Source organism: Streptomyces hokutonensis (assembly GCF_042751305.1).
Lineage (GTDB): Bacteria > Actinomycetota > Actinomycetes > Streptomycetales > Streptomycetaceae > Streptomyces > Streptomyces hokutonensis_A.
The window spans coordinates 508,066-525,811 of record NZ_JBHYWD010000002.1 but is presented as its reverse complement, the minus strand read 5'-3'; the positions used below and the strand labels follow the sequence as shown (position 1 = coordinate 525,811).

General features: G+C 69.4%; 11 protein-coding genes and 3 pseudogenes. 6 read left to right on the top strand and 8 right to left on the bottom strand.

Features of this window, described 5'->3' with window-relative positions:
- Positions 1-90: 90 nt before the first annotated feature.
- From ACFXC1_RS08565 to ACFXC1_RS08555, 3 genes and pseudogenes are all read right to left on the bottom strand, one after another.
- Positions 91-825 (bottom strand): hypothetical protein, encoded by a 735-nt coding sequence (locus ACFXC1_RS08565; RefSeq protein ID WP_381240589.1) that lies wholly within the window; start codon positions 823-825, stop codon positions 91-93.
- Positions 826-892: 67 nt separating this feature from the next.
- A pseudogene (locus tag ACFXC1_RS08560) lies at positions 893-1,147 on the bottom strand (M20 family peptidase); the annotation flags it as partial.
- Positions 1,146-1,262 (bottom strand): annotated as a pseudogene (locus ACFXC1_RS08555) (AbgT family transporter); the annotation flags it as partial. The pseudogenes ACFXC1_RS08555 and ACFXC1_RS08560, both read right to left, overlap by 2 nt.
- Between ACFXC1_RS08555 and ACFXC1_RS08550 the strand changes: the two are divergent.
- Positions 1,260-1,874: pseudogene (locus ACFXC1_RS08550) on the top strand (Lrp/AsnC family transcriptional regulator); the annotation flags it as partial. The pseudogenes ACFXC1_RS08555 and ACFXC1_RS08550 sit on opposite strands and share 3 nt — an antisense overlap.
- Positions 1,875-1,887: 13 nt before the next feature.
- On the opposite strand, the gene ACFXC1_RS08545 reads toward ACFXC1_RS08550, so the two are convergent.
- Together ACFXC1_RS08545 and ACFXC1_RS08540 are read right to left on the bottom strand one after the other, a co-directional pair.
- Entirely contained in the window at positions 1,888-3,396 is a 1,509-nt protein-coding gene (locus tag ACFXC1_RS08545; protein ID WP_381240587.1) for a hypothetical protein, read from the bottom strand.
- A gap of 149 nt (positions 3,397-3,545) precedes the next feature.
- Positions 3,546-4,289 (bottom strand): IclR family transcriptional regulator, encoded by a 744-nt coding sequence (locus tag ACFXC1_RS08540; RefSeq protein WP_381241129.1) that lies wholly within the window; start codon positions 4,287-4,289, stop codon positions 3,546-3,548.
- Positions 4,290-4,394: 105 nt separating this feature from the next.
- On the opposite strand from ACFXC1_RS08540, the gene mhpD reads away from it, so the two are divergent.
- The 4 genes from mhpD (at position 4,395) to ACFXC1_RS08520 (ending at position 9,028) form a co-directional block, all read left to right on the top strand.
- Entirely contained in the window at positions 4,395-5,237 is an 843-nt protein-coding gene (mhpD, locus tag ACFXC1_RS08535; protein WP_381240584.1) for a 2-keto-4-pentenoate hydratase, read from the top strand.
- Positions 5,234-6,169 carry an acetaldehyde dehydrogenase (acetylating) gene (locus ACFXC1_RS08530; RefSeq protein ID WP_381240582.1) on the top strand — a complete coding sequence of 312 codons (936 nt, stop codon included), beginning with the start codon at positions 5,234-5,236 and terminating at the stop codon, positions 6,167-6,169. Before mhpD ends, ACFXC1_RS08530 begins: the two co-directional genes overlap by 4 nt.
- Positions 6,166-7,188 (top strand): 4-hydroxy-2-oxovalerate aldolase, encoded by a 1,023-nt coding sequence (gene dmpG / locus ACFXC1_RS08525; protein WP_381240580.1) that lies wholly within the window; start codon positions 6,166-6,168, stop codon positions 7,186-7,188. Before ACFXC1_RS08530 ends, dmpG begins: the two co-directional genes overlap by 4 nt.
- A gap of 136 nt (positions 7,189-7,324) precedes the next feature.
- Positions 7,325-9,028, top strand: a complete 1,704-nt coding sequence (locus ACFXC1_RS08520) for a carbohydrate binding domain-containing protein (RefSeq protein WP_381240578.1) — start codon at positions 7,325-7,327, stop codon at positions 9,026-9,028.
- 75 nt (positions 9,029-9,103) lie between these two features.
- On the opposite strand, the gene ACFXC1_RS08515 is transcribed toward ACFXC1_RS08520, so the two are convergent.
- The 3 genes from ACFXC1_RS08515 to ACFXC1_RS08505 are packed head-to-tail and all read right to left on the bottom strand — an operon-like array spanning position 9,104 to position 13,280.
- Positions 9,104-9,766, bottom strand: coding sequence for a hypothetical protein (locus ACFXC1_RS08515; RefSeq protein ID WP_381240575.1), 663 nt, complete (start codon positions 9,764-9,766; stop codon positions 9,104-9,106).
- A 20-nt stretch (positions 9,767-9,786) separates the two neighbouring features.
- Complete coding sequence (locus tag ACFXC1_RS08510) at positions 9,787-12,768, bottom strand: hypothetical protein (RefSeq protein ID WP_381240572.1); 2,982 nt, start codon at positions 12,766-12,768, stop codon at positions 9,787-9,789.
- Between the two features lie 53 nt (positions 12,769-12,821).
- Entirely contained in the window at positions 12,822-13,280 is a 459-nt protein-coding gene (locus ACFXC1_RS08505) for a DUF2690 domain-containing protein (protein ID WP_381240570.1), read from the bottom strand.
- 463 nt (positions 13,281-13,743) lie between these two features.
- On the opposite strand from ACFXC1_RS08505, the gene ACFXC1_RS08500 reads away from it, so the two are divergent.
- Complete coding sequence (locus tag ACFXC1_RS08500) at positions 13,744-17,727, top strand: golvesin C-terminal-like domain-containing protein (RefSeq protein ID WP_381240568.1); 3,984 nt, start codon at positions 13,744-13,746, stop codon at positions 17,725-17,727.
- Positions 17,728-17,746: the final 19 nt, after the last annotated feature.

The window sequence follows — 17,746 nt, the reverse complement described above, 5'->3', positions numbered from 1 at the left end:
CCTCTGGTGCAGCGCGCGCGCCCTCTCGAAAGAGGCGCGCGCACGCGGGGCCGGCTTGGGCTGCGCCCGCGGGCGCGCCCCTGTCCGTTGCTAGCGAAGGATGTTGACGGCCCGCGCGACCACCAGGACGACGATCGACACGGAGACCGAGGACTGGCCCATCATCAGCATCTTGGCCCAGCGCGAGAGCGGCATCACGTCGGTCGGGCTGAAGGCCGTGGAGTTGGTGAAGGACAGGTACAAGTAGTCCAGGAACGCCGGCTCCCAGTCCGGTGGCGCGGTCTCCGGGCTCTGCATCTGGACGAAGAGGAAGTCGGCGTAGGGATGGTTGCCCATGACCCGCGCCATGGGCCCGCCCCGGTCCCACTCCCAGTACCAGAGGGCGAACACGATGACGTTCGTCAGCCAGATCCCCCCGCCGGTCAGCAGCAGCGGCCCCGCGTCCAGGCCCTCGGTGCCCCTGACCAGGCCCAACACCAGCCGGGCCGCCGCCCAGCTGTTGGCCAGGCTGATGACCCCCGTCAGAACCAGACTCGGCCAGCGCAGCCACCGCGTGCCCGGCTCGATCCGCCGCGGATTGGCGGCGAACAGACCGACCATGAGGACGAGTTCGAGAGTCGGCAGCAGCCAGTACGGCTGGAAGGCGAGCCGGTGCGGCAGCATCAGCTGCACGGCGACCGCCACCAGGATCACGGCCGACACGGCCCACCGCGTCTCCCCGCGCGTGACCTGCCGCCACGCGGGCACCACATCACGCCTGCCGTCCTCCAGCAGCCGCTCGATCCTGGCCAGGCGGTTCTCGGGATCGTCTCTGTCGTCCGTCATGACACCGATTGTCCCCGGCCGGGGGTCGGTCCCATGACACGCCCCACCCCGGGCGGACCAATCGCGGTCATCCCTTAAGCGGTTCCGCCAGCCGCCCCAACAACCCCGCGACCAGCGCAGTCTGCACCGGCACCGCATCCGGATGGATGAACTCCCCCTGCGCATGCGCCCCGTCGCCCACCGCCCCCATGCCGCACAGCACCGGCAACCCGAGCACGGTGACGAAGTTGGCGGCGCTCGCGCCGCCGACGGCGGTGTCGCGCAACGCTTCACGATCCTGCGCGCGGGCGACTTCCCGGGCGAGGTCGAGCAGCGGGGCTGAGCATCGGCATGGGCACGAGGACCGGTGCGGCCAGCGCCCACAGTGCGGAGCCGCTGGTCATGACGAGGTTCATGAAGGTGATCAGCACGGCGATGCCGACGAGCACCGTCCAGCCGTGCTGCGCCGGGGCCGGGCCTGGGACCCGCAGTTCCTCACGGACACCGAGCGCGCCGAGCTCCTGAAGGTCGCGGGCGCCCGCCCCGAGGACACCGCGACCGCGACACCCCCGGCCAAGCCGCTGAGCGAGGCGGAGCGCGGTGTCATCGCCGAACTGCTCCGTGACGGCCGCGCGTCAGAGGCGAGCGTGTTGCGGGCCACAGGTCTGGCCACCTCCACCGCGCACCGTGTCGTCCCCCGGGTCCTGGACGAGGGATGGGTCAAGCCGCGCCTGGAGATCGGGTCGGAGTGGCTCGGCTTCCAGACCGCGTTCGTCCTGCGTCTGCGGGTGGCGCCGGGGGCGACCCCCGAGGTCATGCACCGCATCGACCAGCTCCCGCAGACGCGGCTCGCCGCCCAGGTGGCCAGTGACATGTCGGTGCTCGCCACCGGCCTGGTGACCGACCGCTCCGCCCTGGCGCGCTTCGTCGACGCCGAGCCGGCCAGGATCCCCGGCCTGCTCGGCGTCAGCGTCGCCGTCATCCTCGCCGAGCCGCGCCGCTACTGGCTGGACCGCGACCTGACCACCGGCCTCGGCACCGTCCACTTCCACGCACCGGCGCTGCTCTGAGCGACCTCCTGCGTCAGCCGGTGCCGAAGCCTCCCGTTGCGTAGGCGCACTCCGTGTAGATGTAGCCCGACCTGAGCTTGGCCGTGTCCGAGGCCGGGCTCGCGGTCGAACTGTCCGGCCGGTGCACGAAGTACGTGGTGCCGGTCGGCAGACTGATCGTCTTCTGCGGGTAGTTCTTGCCGGCGCTGCACGGCTTGAACCCGGACAGCAGAGTGGTGGACAGGGAGTACGTCGTGCAGCTCCCGCAGCCCTTGAGCGTGAAGCTGCCGGTGACCGGCCCGGTGTACAGGACGGTGATGTCGTCGGGGCTGTCGTTCTTGACCGTGACGGAGATGCTCCCGCCTGACGCCATTGTCGGCAGCTTCTTGCCCGCGGCGGGAACCGTCTGGGCCACCTCGGCGGCGATCGCGATCTTCTTGGCGCGGGCCCGGTTCTTGTCGTGCGTGTTGTTCTTCACGAAGTCGTTCATCGTGCTGAGCGCAGAGTCGAAGTCGCCGCTCTTGTACTGCGAGACACCGCACTGGTAGGCCCCGGCACTGGCTTGGCCGTCGGCCCGCGTGGCGTCGGCGCTCAGCTCGTCGGCCACGCCCGCCTGTCCGCCCTCCAGCGTCCCGATCTGGGAGGAGAGATTCTTCAACTGCTCGACGGCTGCGCACGGTTGGCTGCCGCTCACGCCCTGCGCCGCCTTGGTGACGGCCGACTTGACGGCCGGTTCGACCTGGCCCGCCTGGGACGAGTGCGGGAACGTCGCCAGCAGAGCCCCGAAGTCCGTCGGCCAGTCGGCGCTCTGCGTGGCCAGAGAGGCGGAGGCGCACTCGTAGAGGGACGTGGCCAGCCGGTCGTCCGGCCAGGTGGTCAGCGTACCCAGTTGCTTCTTGCCGATGGTGCCGGGGACGGTCCGCAGATACTTCAACTGGGGTATCGCGTCACAGTAGTTCTTCTGCGCGTAGGCCCCGGCGACCGTCGTGTAGAACGTCTTCAGCCGGTCGGGAACCTTGCCGGCGGCCCGCGATCCGGAGTGCGCGGTGGTGAGGTTGTCGTACACCGCCAGCGCCTGGCGGTAGTGGGGCTCGGCCGCGGAGAACGACAACCGCCCGCTGTCCGCCACGAGTTGGTCGGCCTTGTCCAGCCGGTCGAGGAGCATCTGCTGGGTCGCCTCGTTACGGGCGTTGTCGTACAGCACGACTCCCCCCGCGGGTACGGCGAGCAGCACCAGGCCCAGCACGAGCGCGAGGGGTGCGGCCGCGGGCCAGGCCAGCCGGGTACGCAGACCGACCAACGCGCCGTGGACGGCGGCGAATCCGAGGAACACGACGTACAGCACGACGAGCGGGGTCGAGACGCCGTCCGGGTCGGCGGGCAGGGCCACCAGCAGCAGCACGACGGTCGCGACCCAGCATGCGGCCATCAGCAGCCAGCGGCGCGTCAGCGCGTAACCGAGGCCGAGGCCACTGAGGTTGAGGAGGCCGACCGCGACGGATCTGAGTCGGTCCGGCGGGGCGGATGGAGGTGAGGTGGGCATGGGCGGAACGGCGAACCCCTGAGACCCCTGATTTCCTTGATATCCCTGGTATCCCTGATAACCGCCGTACTGATCCCCGGACATGGTTCTCCCCCCGCTCAACAACGCCCCCGTTACCGTGACTTGTCAGTGTACGGTCGGGTTCGCCGCTAGGACAGTGGAGACCGTGGGGCGCCTCCGCCTCTCAGTACCCTGGACAGTCCGAGCGCCGCCGTCCTTACCGCCGGGGCGAGTTGGGCGGGCCGGAAGCGGGTGCGCGGTACGGCGACCGAGAGGGCGGCGACCGCGGTGTCGCCGGCGAACACCGGGGCCGCGATGCAGCTCACCCCCGAGGCCGCCTCCTGCTCCTCGTAGGCGAGGCCGGAGACCTGGATCTTCTCCAGGGCCGTGCGCAGCCGGGCCGGATCGGTGATCGAGTGCGCGGTGAGACTCGGCAGCGGGCGGGACAGCACCTCCTCCGTCAAATCGGCGCCGGAGAAGGCCAGTAGCGCCTTGCCGACGGCCGTGCAGGTCAGGGGCAGACTGCCGCCGATGCGGGAGGGCAGCCGCAGTGCCTCGTGGCCGTGGATGCGTTCCAGGTAGACCACCTCCATGCCCTCGCGGACGCCGAGGTGGATGGTCTCGCGGGTGGCCTCGAACAGGTCCTGGAGGAAGGGCAGGGCCGTCTCGCGCAGATCGCGCCGGTGCGGGACCAGCGAGCCCAGCTCGAAGAGCTTCGCGCCGAGCAGATAGCGGGGGCCCGAGCGCTCCAGCCAGCCCAGTCCGACGAGGTCGGCCGCGAGCCGGTGGACGGTGGGCTTGGGGAGTCCGGTGCGCTCCGAAAGTTCCGACAGACGGTACGGTCCGCCGCTCGGACTGAAGCATTCGAGGATGAGCGCGGCCTTCTCCAGCATGCTGCCGCCCGTGCTGTTCCGTGTCACGGAACAAAGATTGTCCCTTGGCGGGGATGCTGTCTATACCGAGGGGTGTACCCGCACTGCTCTCCCAGGAGGTAACCCGTGCCCACCGTCCCCGACGGCGCCCGCCCGGACGCCGAGCCCCCGGCCGTGGTCAAGGCCGCCGACCTGCTGGCGGAGGCCACCCGTACCGGGGTCGCCTGCCCGCCGGTGCGCGACCTGCTCGACGGCGGCGGCCTGGAGACCGCGTACGCCGTCCAGCAGCTCAACGTCCGGCGCGGCCTGGACGCCGGCCGCCGCGTCGTCGGCCGCAAGATCGGCCTGACCTCCCCCGCCGTACAGCGCCAACTCGGCGTGGACCGGCCGGACTTCGGCGCCCTGTTCGCCGACATGGCGGTCCCGGACGGCGGCGAGGTGCCGGTGGGCCGGCTCCTCCAGCCGAAGGTGGAGGCGGAGGTCGCGCTGGTCCTCGGCCGGGACCTGCCGCATCCCGAGTGCACGATCGTGGACGTGCTGCGCGCGGTCGACTTCGCGCTGCCCGCGCTGGAGATCGTCGACAGCCGGGTGCGGAACTGGGACATCTCCCTGGTCGACACCGTCGCCGACAACGCCTCCTGCGGTCTGTACGTCCTCGGCGGGACGCCCGTACCGCTGACCGCCGTGGACCTGCGCGCGGTCACGATGACCATGAGCCGGGACGGCGAGACCGTCTCCGAGGGCACCGGCGCCGACTGTCTCGGCAGCCCCCTCACCGCGGCGGTCTGGCTGGCCTCGGCCCTCGCGGAGCGCGGCGACCCACTCCGCGCGGGAGACCTCGTGCTGACCGGCGCCCTCGGCCCGATGACCCCGGCCGCCCCCGGAGACACCTTCGAGGCGCACATCTCGGACCTGGGCTCGGTACGGGTCCGCTTCGCAGCGGAAGCCACAGAAGGGAACGGCAAGTGACCACCAAGGTCGCCATCATCGGCTCCGGCAACATAGGCACCGACCTCCTGATCAAGGTCCTGCGCCTCTCCGAGACCCTGGAGATCGCCGCGCTGGCCGGCATCGACCCGGACTCCGACGGCCTGGCCCGCGCCCGCCGCCTCAAGGTCGCCACCACCCACGAGGGTGTCGCAGGACTCGTCAAACTTGACGAGTTCGCCGACGTCGACCTCGTCTTCGACGCGACCTCGGCCGGCGCCCACCGCCACCACGAGGAGGTCCTACGCCCCCTGGACCGCACCCTCGTCGACCTCACCCCGGCCGCCGTCGGCCCGTACGTCGTCCCGCCGGTCAACGGCGAGGCCCACCTCGACGCCCCGAACGTCAACATGGTCACCTGCGGCGGCCAGGCCACCATCCCGATCGTCGCCGCCGTGGGCGCCGTCTCGCCGGTCCACTACGGCGAGATCGTCGCGTCCATCGCCTCGCGCTCGGCCGGCCCCGGCACCCGCGCCAACATCGACGAGTTCACCGAGACCACCTCCCAGGCCATCGAGGCGGTCGGCGGCGCCGCGCGCGGCAAGGCGATCATCGTCCTCAACCCGGCCGAACCCCCGCTGATCATGCGGGACACCGTGCACTGCCTGGTCTCCGACTGCGCGACCGAGGCGGTCACCGCGTCCGTCGAGGAGATGGTCGGCCGCGTTCAGGCGTACGTGCCCGGCTACCGCCTCAAGCAGCAGGTGCAGTACGACAAGGTCGCCGCCGACGACCCGCTGCGCACCCTCGCGCCGGGCACGGGCGAACTGCTCAAGGTGTCGGTGTTCCTGGAGGTCGAGGGCGCCGCCCACTACCTCCCCGCCTACGCCGGAAACCTCGACATCATGACCTCGGCCGCCCTGCGCACCGCGGAACGCATGGCCGCCCGCACCGAAAAGGAGGCAGCCAAGTGAACCCCTCCCTCTACGTCCAGGACGTGACGCTCCGGGATGGCATGCACGCCGTGCGCCACCGCTACACCGTCGACCAGGCCCGCGCGATCGCCGCCGCCCTCGACACCGCCGGAGTGGCCGCCATCGAGATCGCCCACGGCGACGGACTGTCGGGCTCCAGCATCAACTACGGCGTCGGCGCCCACACCGACTGGGAGTGGATCGAGGCCGTAACCGACGTCGTACAACAGTCGATCCCGACGACCCTCCTCCTGCCGGGTATCGGAACCGTCCACGACCTCAAGCAGGCCCACGCGCTGGGCATCCGCTCGGTACGGGTCGCCACGCACTGCACCGAGGCCGACATCTCCGCCCAACACATCGCAGCCGCACGGGAGTTGGGCATGGACGTGGCCGGGTTCCTGATGATGTCCCACATGGCCGAGCCCGCCGAACTCGCCCGCCGGGCCAAGCTGATGGAGTCCTACGGGGCCCACTGCGTGTATGTCACCGACTCCGGCGGGCGGTTGACGATGGACGGCATCCGGGACCGCTTCCGCGCCTACCGCGAAGTCCTTGCCCCGGAGACCGAGTTGGGCATCCACGCCCACCACAATCTCGCGCTGGGCGTGGCCAACACGGTCGTCGCGGTCGAGGGCGGCGCGATCCGCGTCGACGCCTCCCTCGCGGGCCAGGGCGCGGGGGCGGGCAACTGTCCGCTGGAGGCGTTCGTCGCGGTCGCCGACCTGATGGGCTGGAAGCACGGCTGCGACCTGTTCCCGCTGATGGACGCGGCCGACGATCTCGTACGACCGCTGCAGGACCGCGAGGTACGGGTGGACCGCGAGACCCTCAGCCTCGGCTACGCGGGCGTGTACTCCAGCTTCCTGCGCCACGCCGAGACGGCGGCCGAACGCTACGGCCTCGACACGCGCAGCATCCTGGTCGAGGCGGGGCGCCGGGCGATGGTCGGCGGCCAGGAGGACATGATCACGGACATCGCGCTGGACCTGGTTGCACGCGCGGCGAAGACGGCCTGAGCCGGGCGGAGGAGAGGGGAGTCCGTTGGTCTAGTCCTCTTGACGGAGGGCTCGGGGAGTTGTTTGGTATATACCAAAGCCTTTCGCGCCCCCCCAACTCCCCCTCCCCATAGGCACCCCCGAAAGGGGATCTGTCATGCGCCTGGCAAGACTCGCGGCTTCCGTGTGCACCCTCGCGCTCTCGGTCAGCGGCGTCACCGTCGCCCTGGCCCCCGCGAGCAGCGCCGCGGGAAGCAGCGTCTACTCCGTGGCCCCCTACGTCGACATGTCGAACAGTCAGGAAGGGCTGCTCGACACCGCCATCACCGGACACCAACTCAAGGCGTACACAGCGGCCTTCGTGCTCGGCGTCGGCTGCAACCAGATCTGGGGCGACACACTCCCCATCGGCAACGACTCCTTCACCGACCCCCTGATCGCCAAGGCGAAGTCCGAGGGCGCGTCGGTCATCATCTCCTCCGGCGGCGCGAGCGGCGAGCCGCTGGCCTGGACGTGCTCGACGCAGAGCAGCATCGACGCCGGATACCAGGCCATCATCAACGACTACGGCGTCACCCAGCTCGACTTCGACATCGAGGGCGCCGCCATCGCGGACACCGCCGCGGCGGCCCGCCAGATGCAGGCGATGAAGGACCTCAAGGCGGCCAACCCGAACCTGAAGTTCTCCATGACCCTCCCGGTGCTGACCAGCGGGCTGACCGGCGACGGCGTCAACATCGTCAAGGCCGCCAAAACCGCGGGCATCAAGATCGACGTGCTCAACATCATGGCGATGGACTACTACGCGGGCACCGGCACCGAGATGGGCCAGGCCGCCGTCTCCGCGGCGAAGGCCACGCTGGCGCAGATGCAGTCCGTCGACTCCGGCTACACCTACGCCAACCTCGGCATCACCCCGATGATCGGCAAGAACGACGACGGCTCCACCTTCACCCTGGCCGACGCCCAGACGGTGGAGAGTTTCGCCGCGCAGAACAGCGTCGGCCGGCTGGCGTTCTGGGCGATCACCCGGGACCAGGCGTGCGGCGGCAGCGCCAACTCCCTGCCCACGTGCAGTCAGATCAGCCAGAACAGCCTCGCGTTCACCGACGCGTTCGTGCCCTACACGGGCACGGGCGGCGGCGGAGGCACCACCAGCGACTTCTCACTGTCCCTGTCGCCGGGCTCAGCCTCGGTCGCCCAGGGCGGTTCGGCGACCTCGGCCGTCTCCACCGCCGTCACCTCCGGCAGCGCCGAGTCCGTCAGCCTCTCCGCTTCCGGCGCACCCTCCGGCGTCAGCGTCTCCTTCAGCCCCAACTCCGTTACATCCGGGGGCAGTTCGACCCTGACGGCAACGGTCGGCTCGTCCGTGGCCGCGGGCAGCTACCCGATCACCGTCACCGGCACCGCCGCGACCGGCAGCCACAGCGCCACGTACACCCTCACCGTCACCAGCAGCACTGGCGGAGGCGGCGGCGGGGGCTCGCTGACCAACGCGGGCTTCGAGACCGGCAGTCTGAGCCCGTGGACCTGCACGGGCGGCAGCGCGGTGGTCTCCAGTCCGGTACACAGCGGCAGCCACAGCCTTCAGGTCACGCCGAGTGCCAGCAGCACCGGTGAATGCGACCAGTCCGTCACCCTGTCCCCCAACAAGAGCTACACGCTCACCGCCTGGGTCCAGGGACCGTACGCCTACCTCGGAGTGAGCGGCGGCGCCTCCGCGAGCACCTGGTCCAACAGCACGAGCTGGAACCAGCTGTCGGTCACCTTCACCACCGGCAGCAGCGGAACGGTCACCGTCTACGTCCACGGCTGGTACGGCCAGTCCAACGTCACGGCGGACGACTTCACCCTCGGCTGACGGGCCGTCAAGCCGAAGTCGTTCAGGGCTCGGCCCCCGACCGCAGATGCGGACGGGGGCCGAGTGCAGGGCGGGTCAGTAGTTCTCCGCGGTTCCGCCGCCGAAGATCTTCAGCTGTTCGGAGTCGGTCAGTCTGTTCACGAACATGACGAGTTTTCCGGTGGTCAGGATGCCGCTGACGGTGGCCTCCTTGTTCTTCGCGTACAGGGTGTCGGTCTCCTTCTTGGCCTGGTCGAACCACGTGGTCGCCTTGTCCGGGTCGGCGCCCGGGGCATCGACCGCGGCGCAGGCGCGGAGGAAGGCGGTGGTGTGGGTGTTGCCGTTCTTGGCGATGCAGTCCAGGAGAACGAGCTCGTCGGCCTTGGTGACCGTCAGGAGCAGGGACAGACCCTTGCCGTTGTCGCCGGTGATCACTGTTTCCTTGCGGCCCCCGGGGAACTCCTCCTCCTTCGGGGCTCCGAGGGTGATGCTCCATGTCTTCGAGAGGTCGGCCAGGAACGCTTTGCCCGTATAGCCCTTGGCCATGACTGTCGCCTCGCCCAGCCTCGGCATCTCGGCGGCCGGGATCGCGTGGGTGGGCAGCGTGGCGGCCGACGGCGGGGTGAAGGAGGGGGTGGGACTCGGCTTCGTCGGGGACGGTTTGTCCTCGGCGCCCGCGACCACCGGGGGATCCTGTTGTTCGTGCTTGGTGCAGGCGGTGAGCGTCAGGGCCGCTGCCACCGCGGTCAGCACCAGCACCGCCCCCGTGTTCCTGCCCCTCACGTGCCGCTGTCGTTCAGGTTGCATAGCGACTTGGTGACCTTACTGTTGTGCGGAACGAAGGCCATCGCGTCGAAAGCGACGTCGGCGTCTCCGGTTCCCGCGTCGTGTAGGTTGTCCGCCTCGATACGGCCGCCCTTCCAGAAGGTGAAGGTGCCGAACTCGATCCAGGTGTCGTTGCCGTTGCTGTACGTCGCTTGGTTGACGTGGCAGAAGTCCGGCTCGGCCCCCACGGTGTTGTCTCCGGGGATGAAGTTGTACTTCACGTTCGCTTGGCCGCCATGGCTGGGCAGGTGGACGAACACGTCGAACCGCTTGCCGGGCTGGTCGCCGGCCGGCAGGCGGGCCTGGTTGAGTTCCCAGCGGCCGGTGACCTTGTGGAAGATGTCGCCCGCGGGGTAACTGTGGGTGAAGTAGATATGGTTGTCGTAGCCGGCGCCGAGCTGGTGGATGTCGATCTGCGCGATGTACGGAGTGGCACGCCAGGTCGTGTCACTGCGCTGCATGGTGATGTTGTCGCCGGTCTGGAGCGTGAACTTGCCGTCGTCGGCGCCCACGATGTCCTGGCAGCCGTAGGTGTTCTCGTGCTCGCCCAGGTCGTCGACGATGAGGGCCGTCTCGTCACCGTTCGGGTAGTCGATGCACGGTCCGTGGTCGTACTTGCTCTCCAGGGCCGGTTCGGCCGAGCCCAGGCTGTAGGCCAGGTTCTCCGTCGACGAGTTGCCGTCCTGCTGGTCGGTGATCCAGGTGACGCCCTGGGTCCAGCGGCACTGCTCGTCCAGACTCGGGCAGGGGTCGGCCGCGCCGGGGGTGCAGGCGTTGACGCTCGGGTCGCAGAACAAGTCGTAGCTGGTGGGGGTGTTGAGCATGACGTTGGCCAGCGGCATGTCGGGTTTCGAGTACGACGGTTCGGCGTTCCAGGTCTGCTGCGGTACCTCGGCCCAGCCCAGGACCTTCTCCTGGTACGGCCAGTCGGCCGGGTGGGCGGCGTCGCCGGTGTCGAAGCGGAGGAAGGCGGCGCGGTCGGCCGGGTAGACGGGGTTGGCCGGGTTGTTGAGGAAGCCGAGCCCGGTCTTCGCCGAAGGGTCCGTGTAGACACCGGAGTTGTAGCCCCACAGGGCCATGTACCAGTTCTCGATGTACTTGGAGTTGCCGTTGTTGACGTTCATCCCGAGCGCCTTCAGCTGGTTCCACTTCTCGGTGAGGATGCGGAGTCCGGCCGCGATGTTGGAGGCGTAGTCGGTGGCGATCGCGCCGGCGTGGAGGGCGTCGTACGCGTCGGGCTTGGTCTCCGACATGCCGGTGGTCACCTGACCGATGCCGTAGCCGCAGTCGGCCTTGGTGCGGTCCGGGTAGTAGTGGATGCTCGCGCCGTTGCCGAACCAGTCGGCCTGCAGGACGTTGCCCGAGTCGCCGTAGACCGAATGCCAGGACGCCTGCTTGAAGTTGGACTCCTGGGCGAGGATGCCGAGCATGACCTGGGCGGGGACGCTGTCGCCGTCGGTCAGGCCGGCCTTGGGGAACAGGCCCTGGGGGCTGTAGGCGGACAGGCCCGTGTCGTGCCAGTTCGCCGGGCGGGTGAGGGTGAGGTCACCGTGCACGGCCTGGTCCACCGCCCACTCGACCATGTTCGCGCTGGGCTGGAGGGCCTGGCGCTGGGGGTCGTTGCGCTTGACCACGCAGGGCGTCTCCATGAAGGTGACGGGCCCGTACACGTCGGCTCCGCTGGAGGTCAGGCACTGGGATTCCGGACCGCCCTCGCCGCAGGTGAGCGGATCCACGTCGTCGGCCGCCGCGGTGATCGCCGGGGCGGACACGGCTGGTTCCGTCCCTGTCGTGTCCGCGTCCGTGGGCAGTGGCCGGCTCGCGTCCACCGCGGTCGTGGCCGCCGTGTCCGTCCCGGTCGCGGTCGCCTTCACCGTGATCAGGCCGGAGCCCTCGTCCGAGGGGGAGCCCAGTTTGCCGGTGACGCCCTTCATCTGCTCCGAGAAGACCGAGGTGGTCACCAGGTGACCCTCTCGGGAGACGCCCGTGGGACGGCCGTCGAAGGCGCGGCGGACCAGACCGGGAGCGTGCGTGGTGTCGATGCCCGCCACGTCACCGGCGACGATGTCGCCGCCCTTCGCCGGGAAGAGCTTGACCTCGCCCTCCGTGCCGGCGCCGAGTCGGGTCAGCGCCCCGCCCTGCCAGCGGGTCACGACGCTCTTGCCGTTCTGGACGGTCCCGATGTCGACCGCTCCGTCCGCCGACGCGGTGAGCGCGAACAGCGGGCCCGGCACCTTCGCCTCGACCGTGGCCTTCAGCTTCTTGCCGCTGCCGGTCAGCGTGACCAGCTTGCCGCCCAGGACGCCGTAGTCGCCGTGGGCGGTCGGCACGACGTGGGTGAGCTGGCCCGCGATCTTCCGCTCGCTGCCGACCCGTCCCGTGGCGGCGTCGGCCTCGATGAGGGTCGTGTCGCCGATGTCGGTGTCCGTGACGGAGCTGGAGGTGAACATCACACGGTCGCCGTCTCCGCAGCCGGGGCTGAAGTAGGCGAGCTGCACGCCGTCGGCGACCTCGGTGACCTTGCCGTCGGAGAGGCGGATGACGGCGGCGAAGGCGCCGCGGGCGGTGGCGCCGGGCTGGTTGGTCCATGCGGAGGGCGCGTACACGGCGGCGGCGTACCGGCCGGAGCCGGTGGTGCAGACGTAGCCGGTCCATGGTCCTACGTCGGACAGCTCCCCGTTGCCCAGGCGGGCGATCTCCCGGAACGTGAAGCCGTCGCTCTCCTTGGCCGCGAGGATGTGCAGGCCGCCGGAGTCGCCCGTGGCCTGGACATCGATGTCCTTGGAGTCCGTGTAGTGGGAGCCGAGGGCCTTGCCGGGGTCGGAGAAGAGTTCGCCGGAGGCGGGCGCGGCCTGCGCGGGGGTCGCGGTCGTCGCCGCGGGCAGTGCGGCGAGGGAGCCGGCGAGGACGAACAGGGCCAGGACCGGGCCGGACACGCGGGGCCTTCTGATCCGCGAGCGGAACATCCGCGATCGGTACATGGCTGCCCTCACATCCAATCCGTGCAGAGACCGTGCAGGGGCGAGAGGCTCGCGTCGTTGCCGTTCTGCTCGTAGTGGAGCGGGAACGGGTCGAAGCGGTCGCCCTGGTCGTTCCAGCAGGCCTTGGTCGTGGTGTCCTTCCAGTTGCGCATCGGCGTGTAGGCGCTCAGCCGAGTGCTCGTCAGCAGGCCGGTCGTACTGGCCCATTCGATGCCGCCGGTGAACTCGTCAGTGGTCCACAACGATCCGTACACGTCCTCGACCGAGACCGAAGGGTCGTAGGAGACCTTCATCCACACGGCCTGGCAGTCCGGGGACCAGACGAGTTTCACCTCGACCGATTCGTCCGCCTCGTCCACCTGTTGGAGGGTCTCGGCGTCCGCGTCGCAGCCCGCGTCGACGGGGTCGACACCCGAGCAGGTGTCACGCCAGCAGCTCGGGGCGGCCGATGCCTGCGGTGCGGCCACTCCCTGGAGAGCGGCGGCTAAGAGAAGTGCGGCTGTGGCGCCGCCTGCCCGACGTCTTCTTTTCGAGAGCCGGGCGGTTTTCGGGAGCCAGCGGGGCATGACCATCCTTTTCAAAGGTGAATGCGGGCAATCTCCGTACAGGGGAGGCCGGTTCACCCAAAAGGCCATGCGGTGCGCGACGCCCCCCGTCTCGCCGTCGTGGACCGGTGCGCTGATCACGCGACCGTCACAGAATCACCCTCAGGATTCAACAACACCAACCAAGATTCACCCAAGAAGTCGTCAAGCCTGGCTGCGCCATGGAACCTTCTGCGCACTCTTTTCATCCGCCAACCCCGTTGAAGGGATGGGTTGTTGACCAGCGCAGGACCAACATGAGGAACGGGTGGATTTACCACAGAAGTGCACATTGCTCGGCTTCGCTCGCAGCAACTCGGTCGCCCCATCTACGCGTGGAGAATCCGTGAGAACGAGACGTGCAGCACGAAGATCCTTCTGCCTGGCGGCGGCAGCGACCACGATCGCCGCCCTGCTGAGCGGTGGCCCGGCCTCGGCAGCGAGCAGCGGCAGCACCGCCGATCCCGCGACGCCCGGTCGGGGCTCTCAGGGTCAGTCCTCCAAGGTCCTGTCCCCCGACACCGTGCTCCCGAAGACCTGGAGGACCTCCGCCGACCGCGCGGTCACCGTCGCCGGTGACGGATCCGGTCTCCACCTGCTCGCCGCCGAGAGCCGTACGGCCTACTCGTGGCGCTCCGTGGCCACCCTCTCCGAGCCCGGCCTGGCCACCGACCTGTGGATCGGGAACGCCTGTGTGACCGGTTCCGGCAAGCGTGCGGTCGTCGTGTACGCACCCCGGGACTTCACCAACGAACCCCAGTTGATGGAGCACGGCGCCTTCGCGGCCGTGGTGGATCTGACCAGCGGCAAGGTGACCAAGCTCGCCGACACGGTGACCCTGGCCTACTTCGACCCGGGCTGCGGGACCGGCGAGACCGCCGTACTCACGCAGATCGGTGACGACGAGGACAACCGGACCCGGCTGCTGACGGTGGATGCCGCCACCGGCGAGATCATCCGCAGGCAGACCGAGAACGTCCAGGTCACCTCGGCGATCCCCACGGAGAACGGCATCGTCGGCGCGGCGTCCGGCCGACTTGTCACCTTCGACCGGAGCAACCGCACCACTGAGCTCGCGACCACCTCCGGCACCGCATTCGACCTACGGGTCGACAGTCAGGGCGGCATCAACTTCCTTGACCAGCAAGGCGATACGGCCCGAGCCCGCCGTACGGCAGGGGGAAGAACCACCACCTTCGCCAAGGGCCCGTCCGGCAAGTTGGGTCTGCGATCCGGCACTTCGGGACGGGTCTTCCTCACAGGTGATCCGAGTACGTCACAACTCCCCTCGGCGGTACGGCGCTTGGCGGTTCCAGCGGACGCGACCGTCTCCTCCACCGGAGCTCTCGCCGTCGACCAGGCCGTCTCCCAGAACCTGCGCAGCCATGTCAGCGATCCGCTCGCGGCCACCGCGTGGAACACCCCGGCGCCGCTCCGGCTCACGACCGAGGTCCCGGCGACCGGAAAGTCCGTGCCCTTCACGGTCGATACGGCGGCCACCGACACCCAAGCCTCCGGCCTGACGACGTCCCCCGCCCTGACGGGCTCCAGCGGTGAACTCTCCGCCGCCGTGGCCGGTGACCCCACCTCCACCGTCGACGACGACCGCACCTGCTCCCAGCCCCGCAACGACCCCGGCCAGCAGGCCTACCAGCCCACTCCCAACCAGGTCGAGTGGGCCGTGGACATGGCCATCCGCGGTGACCTGACCAGCACCTACGTCCGTCAGGGCGGCTGGCGTACCGCCGCCGGGCTCGGCACCGTCAACCCCCAGGGCATGTTCCCTCTCCCCGCGCTCACCGGTACCACCTCCGGAGGCCGTATCCCCGCCCAGGTGCTGCTCGGCGTGCTCGCGCAGGAGTCCAACCTGTGGCAGGCGGAGGGCGGTGCACTGCCCGGACAGACCAGCTCCACCCTCGCGAGCACCAACGGCTTCTACGGCCATCCCAGCGATCCGGCGACCCCCGAGGACCACTGGCTGATCGACTGGTCCAAGGCCGACTGCGGTTACGGCATCGGCCAGCAGACCAGCGGGATGAAGACCGGTGACGTGGACGAGTTCCCGGCCGCCCAGCAGAAGGCCATCGCCCTCGACTACACGTCCAACATCGCGGTCGCCGCACAGACCCTCGCGGCCAAGTGGAACGAGCTGCACGACGACGCGATCACACCGGGCGGCATCAGGCTCAACACCGACGACCCGGCAGCCCCGGAGAACTGGTTCGCCGCACTGTGGGACTACAACTCGGGCCTCAACCACTACGTTCCGGCCAACCCGAGCGCCGACTGGGGCCTGGGCTGGCTCAACAACCCCTCCAACCCCCTCTATCCGCCGGACCGGCACGCCTTCCTCGACGGCAACACCTACGCCGACGCCGCGCATCCGCAGGACTGGCCGTACGAGGAGAAGGTGCTGGGCTGGGGTGCCTGGCCCATCGACACCGGGCGCTCGTACGCCGACGACGGCACCGCCAACGACGGCAACACGGCGGGCTATTCGGCGGCCTGGTGGAACTCCGACAGCGACCGTTCCACGGTCAAGCCGGGCCTGGACACCTTCTGCAGTCCGGACATCAACGCCTGCGACCCCGCCGACCCGCCGCGCTGCGAGGTCGACCATCTCGGCGAGACCTGCGATCCCCCGCACTGGTACCACGGCGCCCAGACGACCTGGAAGGTCGGCTGCGCCGAGAGCTGCGGGCACGAGTACCTCACCTACAAGACCCTCAGGGCCGAGCTGGGCAACGGCAACAACGGCGCCGGCACCAGGTGCGACAACTCGGACGTCGGCTTCACCATCGTCGACGACGTGCCGAGCAGCGTGCCGACCTTCACCGACGGCTGCGACAAGTCGGCCTGGACCGACTCGGGCAGCTTCTCGTTCCGTTTCAACGCCGACGCCCAGGGCCACTACGAGGCCAAGGGCGACCTGCACCAGATCGGCGGCGGCTTCGGCGACCACTTCTGGTACGCCCACGCCCGTGACGACTCGCACGGCGCCTCCGCCTACATCGACGACCCCGCCACGGACCCGGGCACCGCATCCGGGCTGATGGCCGCCACCGGAACCTGGCGGCTCAGCAGTCAACGGACGTCCTGGACACGGGTGTTGGTCCATCTGCCCGACACCGGGTCCGCCAGTCAGCAGGCCGTCTACACCATTCACCTCGGCGACGGCACCACCCACAACCGGATCATCAACGCCGTGTCCCACGAGAACCGTTGGGTGAGTCTGGGCATCTACCACTTCACCGCCGGATCGGACTTCCAGGGCGTCACCCTGTCCAACTACACGGCCGAGGGGCAGGCGGACAACGACATCGCCTGGGACGCGGTCGGCTTCCAGTGGCTCTCCGCCAAGCCCCAGCACATCGTGGCCTCGCTCGGCGACTCCTACTCCTCCGGCGAAGGCGCGGGCGACTACGACGAGTCCACCGACCAGGAGCACGGCACCGCCGACTGGAACGCGTGCAGCCGCAGCGCCAACGCCTGGCCGCGCAAGCTGGTGCTGCCGGGCATGCCGGCGGGCCTCGCGACACTCTCCGACAACTACAGCCCGAGCGCCGAACTCGGCTTCGTCGCCTGCTCGGGCTCGACCACCTGGAACGTCGACGGCACCGCCGACACGAGTTACTGGCAGAGCGGCGAAGTCGGCGCGGCCGAGGGCGAGTTCCGGGAGATCCCGCAGATCCAGTCCGGAGTCCTCACCAAGGACACCACCCTGGTGACGGTCACCATGGGCGGCAACAACTACGGCACGTTCGTCGGCGCGATCTCCGACTGCGCGAGCCTCGGGGACTGCGCGAACAGCGACTACCTCGCCAAGTACGAGGCACTGGCCGACAAGATCAAGGAGGATGTCGGCAACACTCTGGCGGCCATCGCCCAACAGGCCCCCAACGCCAAGATCCTGATGGTCGGTTACCCGGAGATCCTCAGCCGCACAGTCAAGTGCACCGGCTCCTGGTACATCGACGGCGACGAGGCCGATGCCCTGGCCACCCTGGCCAACTACATCGACGGCGTCCAGAAGGACAAGGTCGACGAACTGCACGCGGGCGGGATCGACGTGTCGTACGCCAATCCGGTCGACGCGTTCGTCGGGCACGGCGGCTGCGACAGTGACGAGTGGATCAACAAGATCGTCCTCGGGCCGAACGGCGACGGCGACTTCCACGAGGGCGACCCGCACTCCACGTGCATCTCGGTCGCCGGGATCGGCCAGACCTGTCTGAGCCGGGAGGCCTTCCACCCGAACAACGCGGGCACCACCGGGTACGAGCATGTGGTGGAGGACGCCTTGACCGCCATCGGCTACACGGGAACATGAGCGCATGGCTCAGGTGACT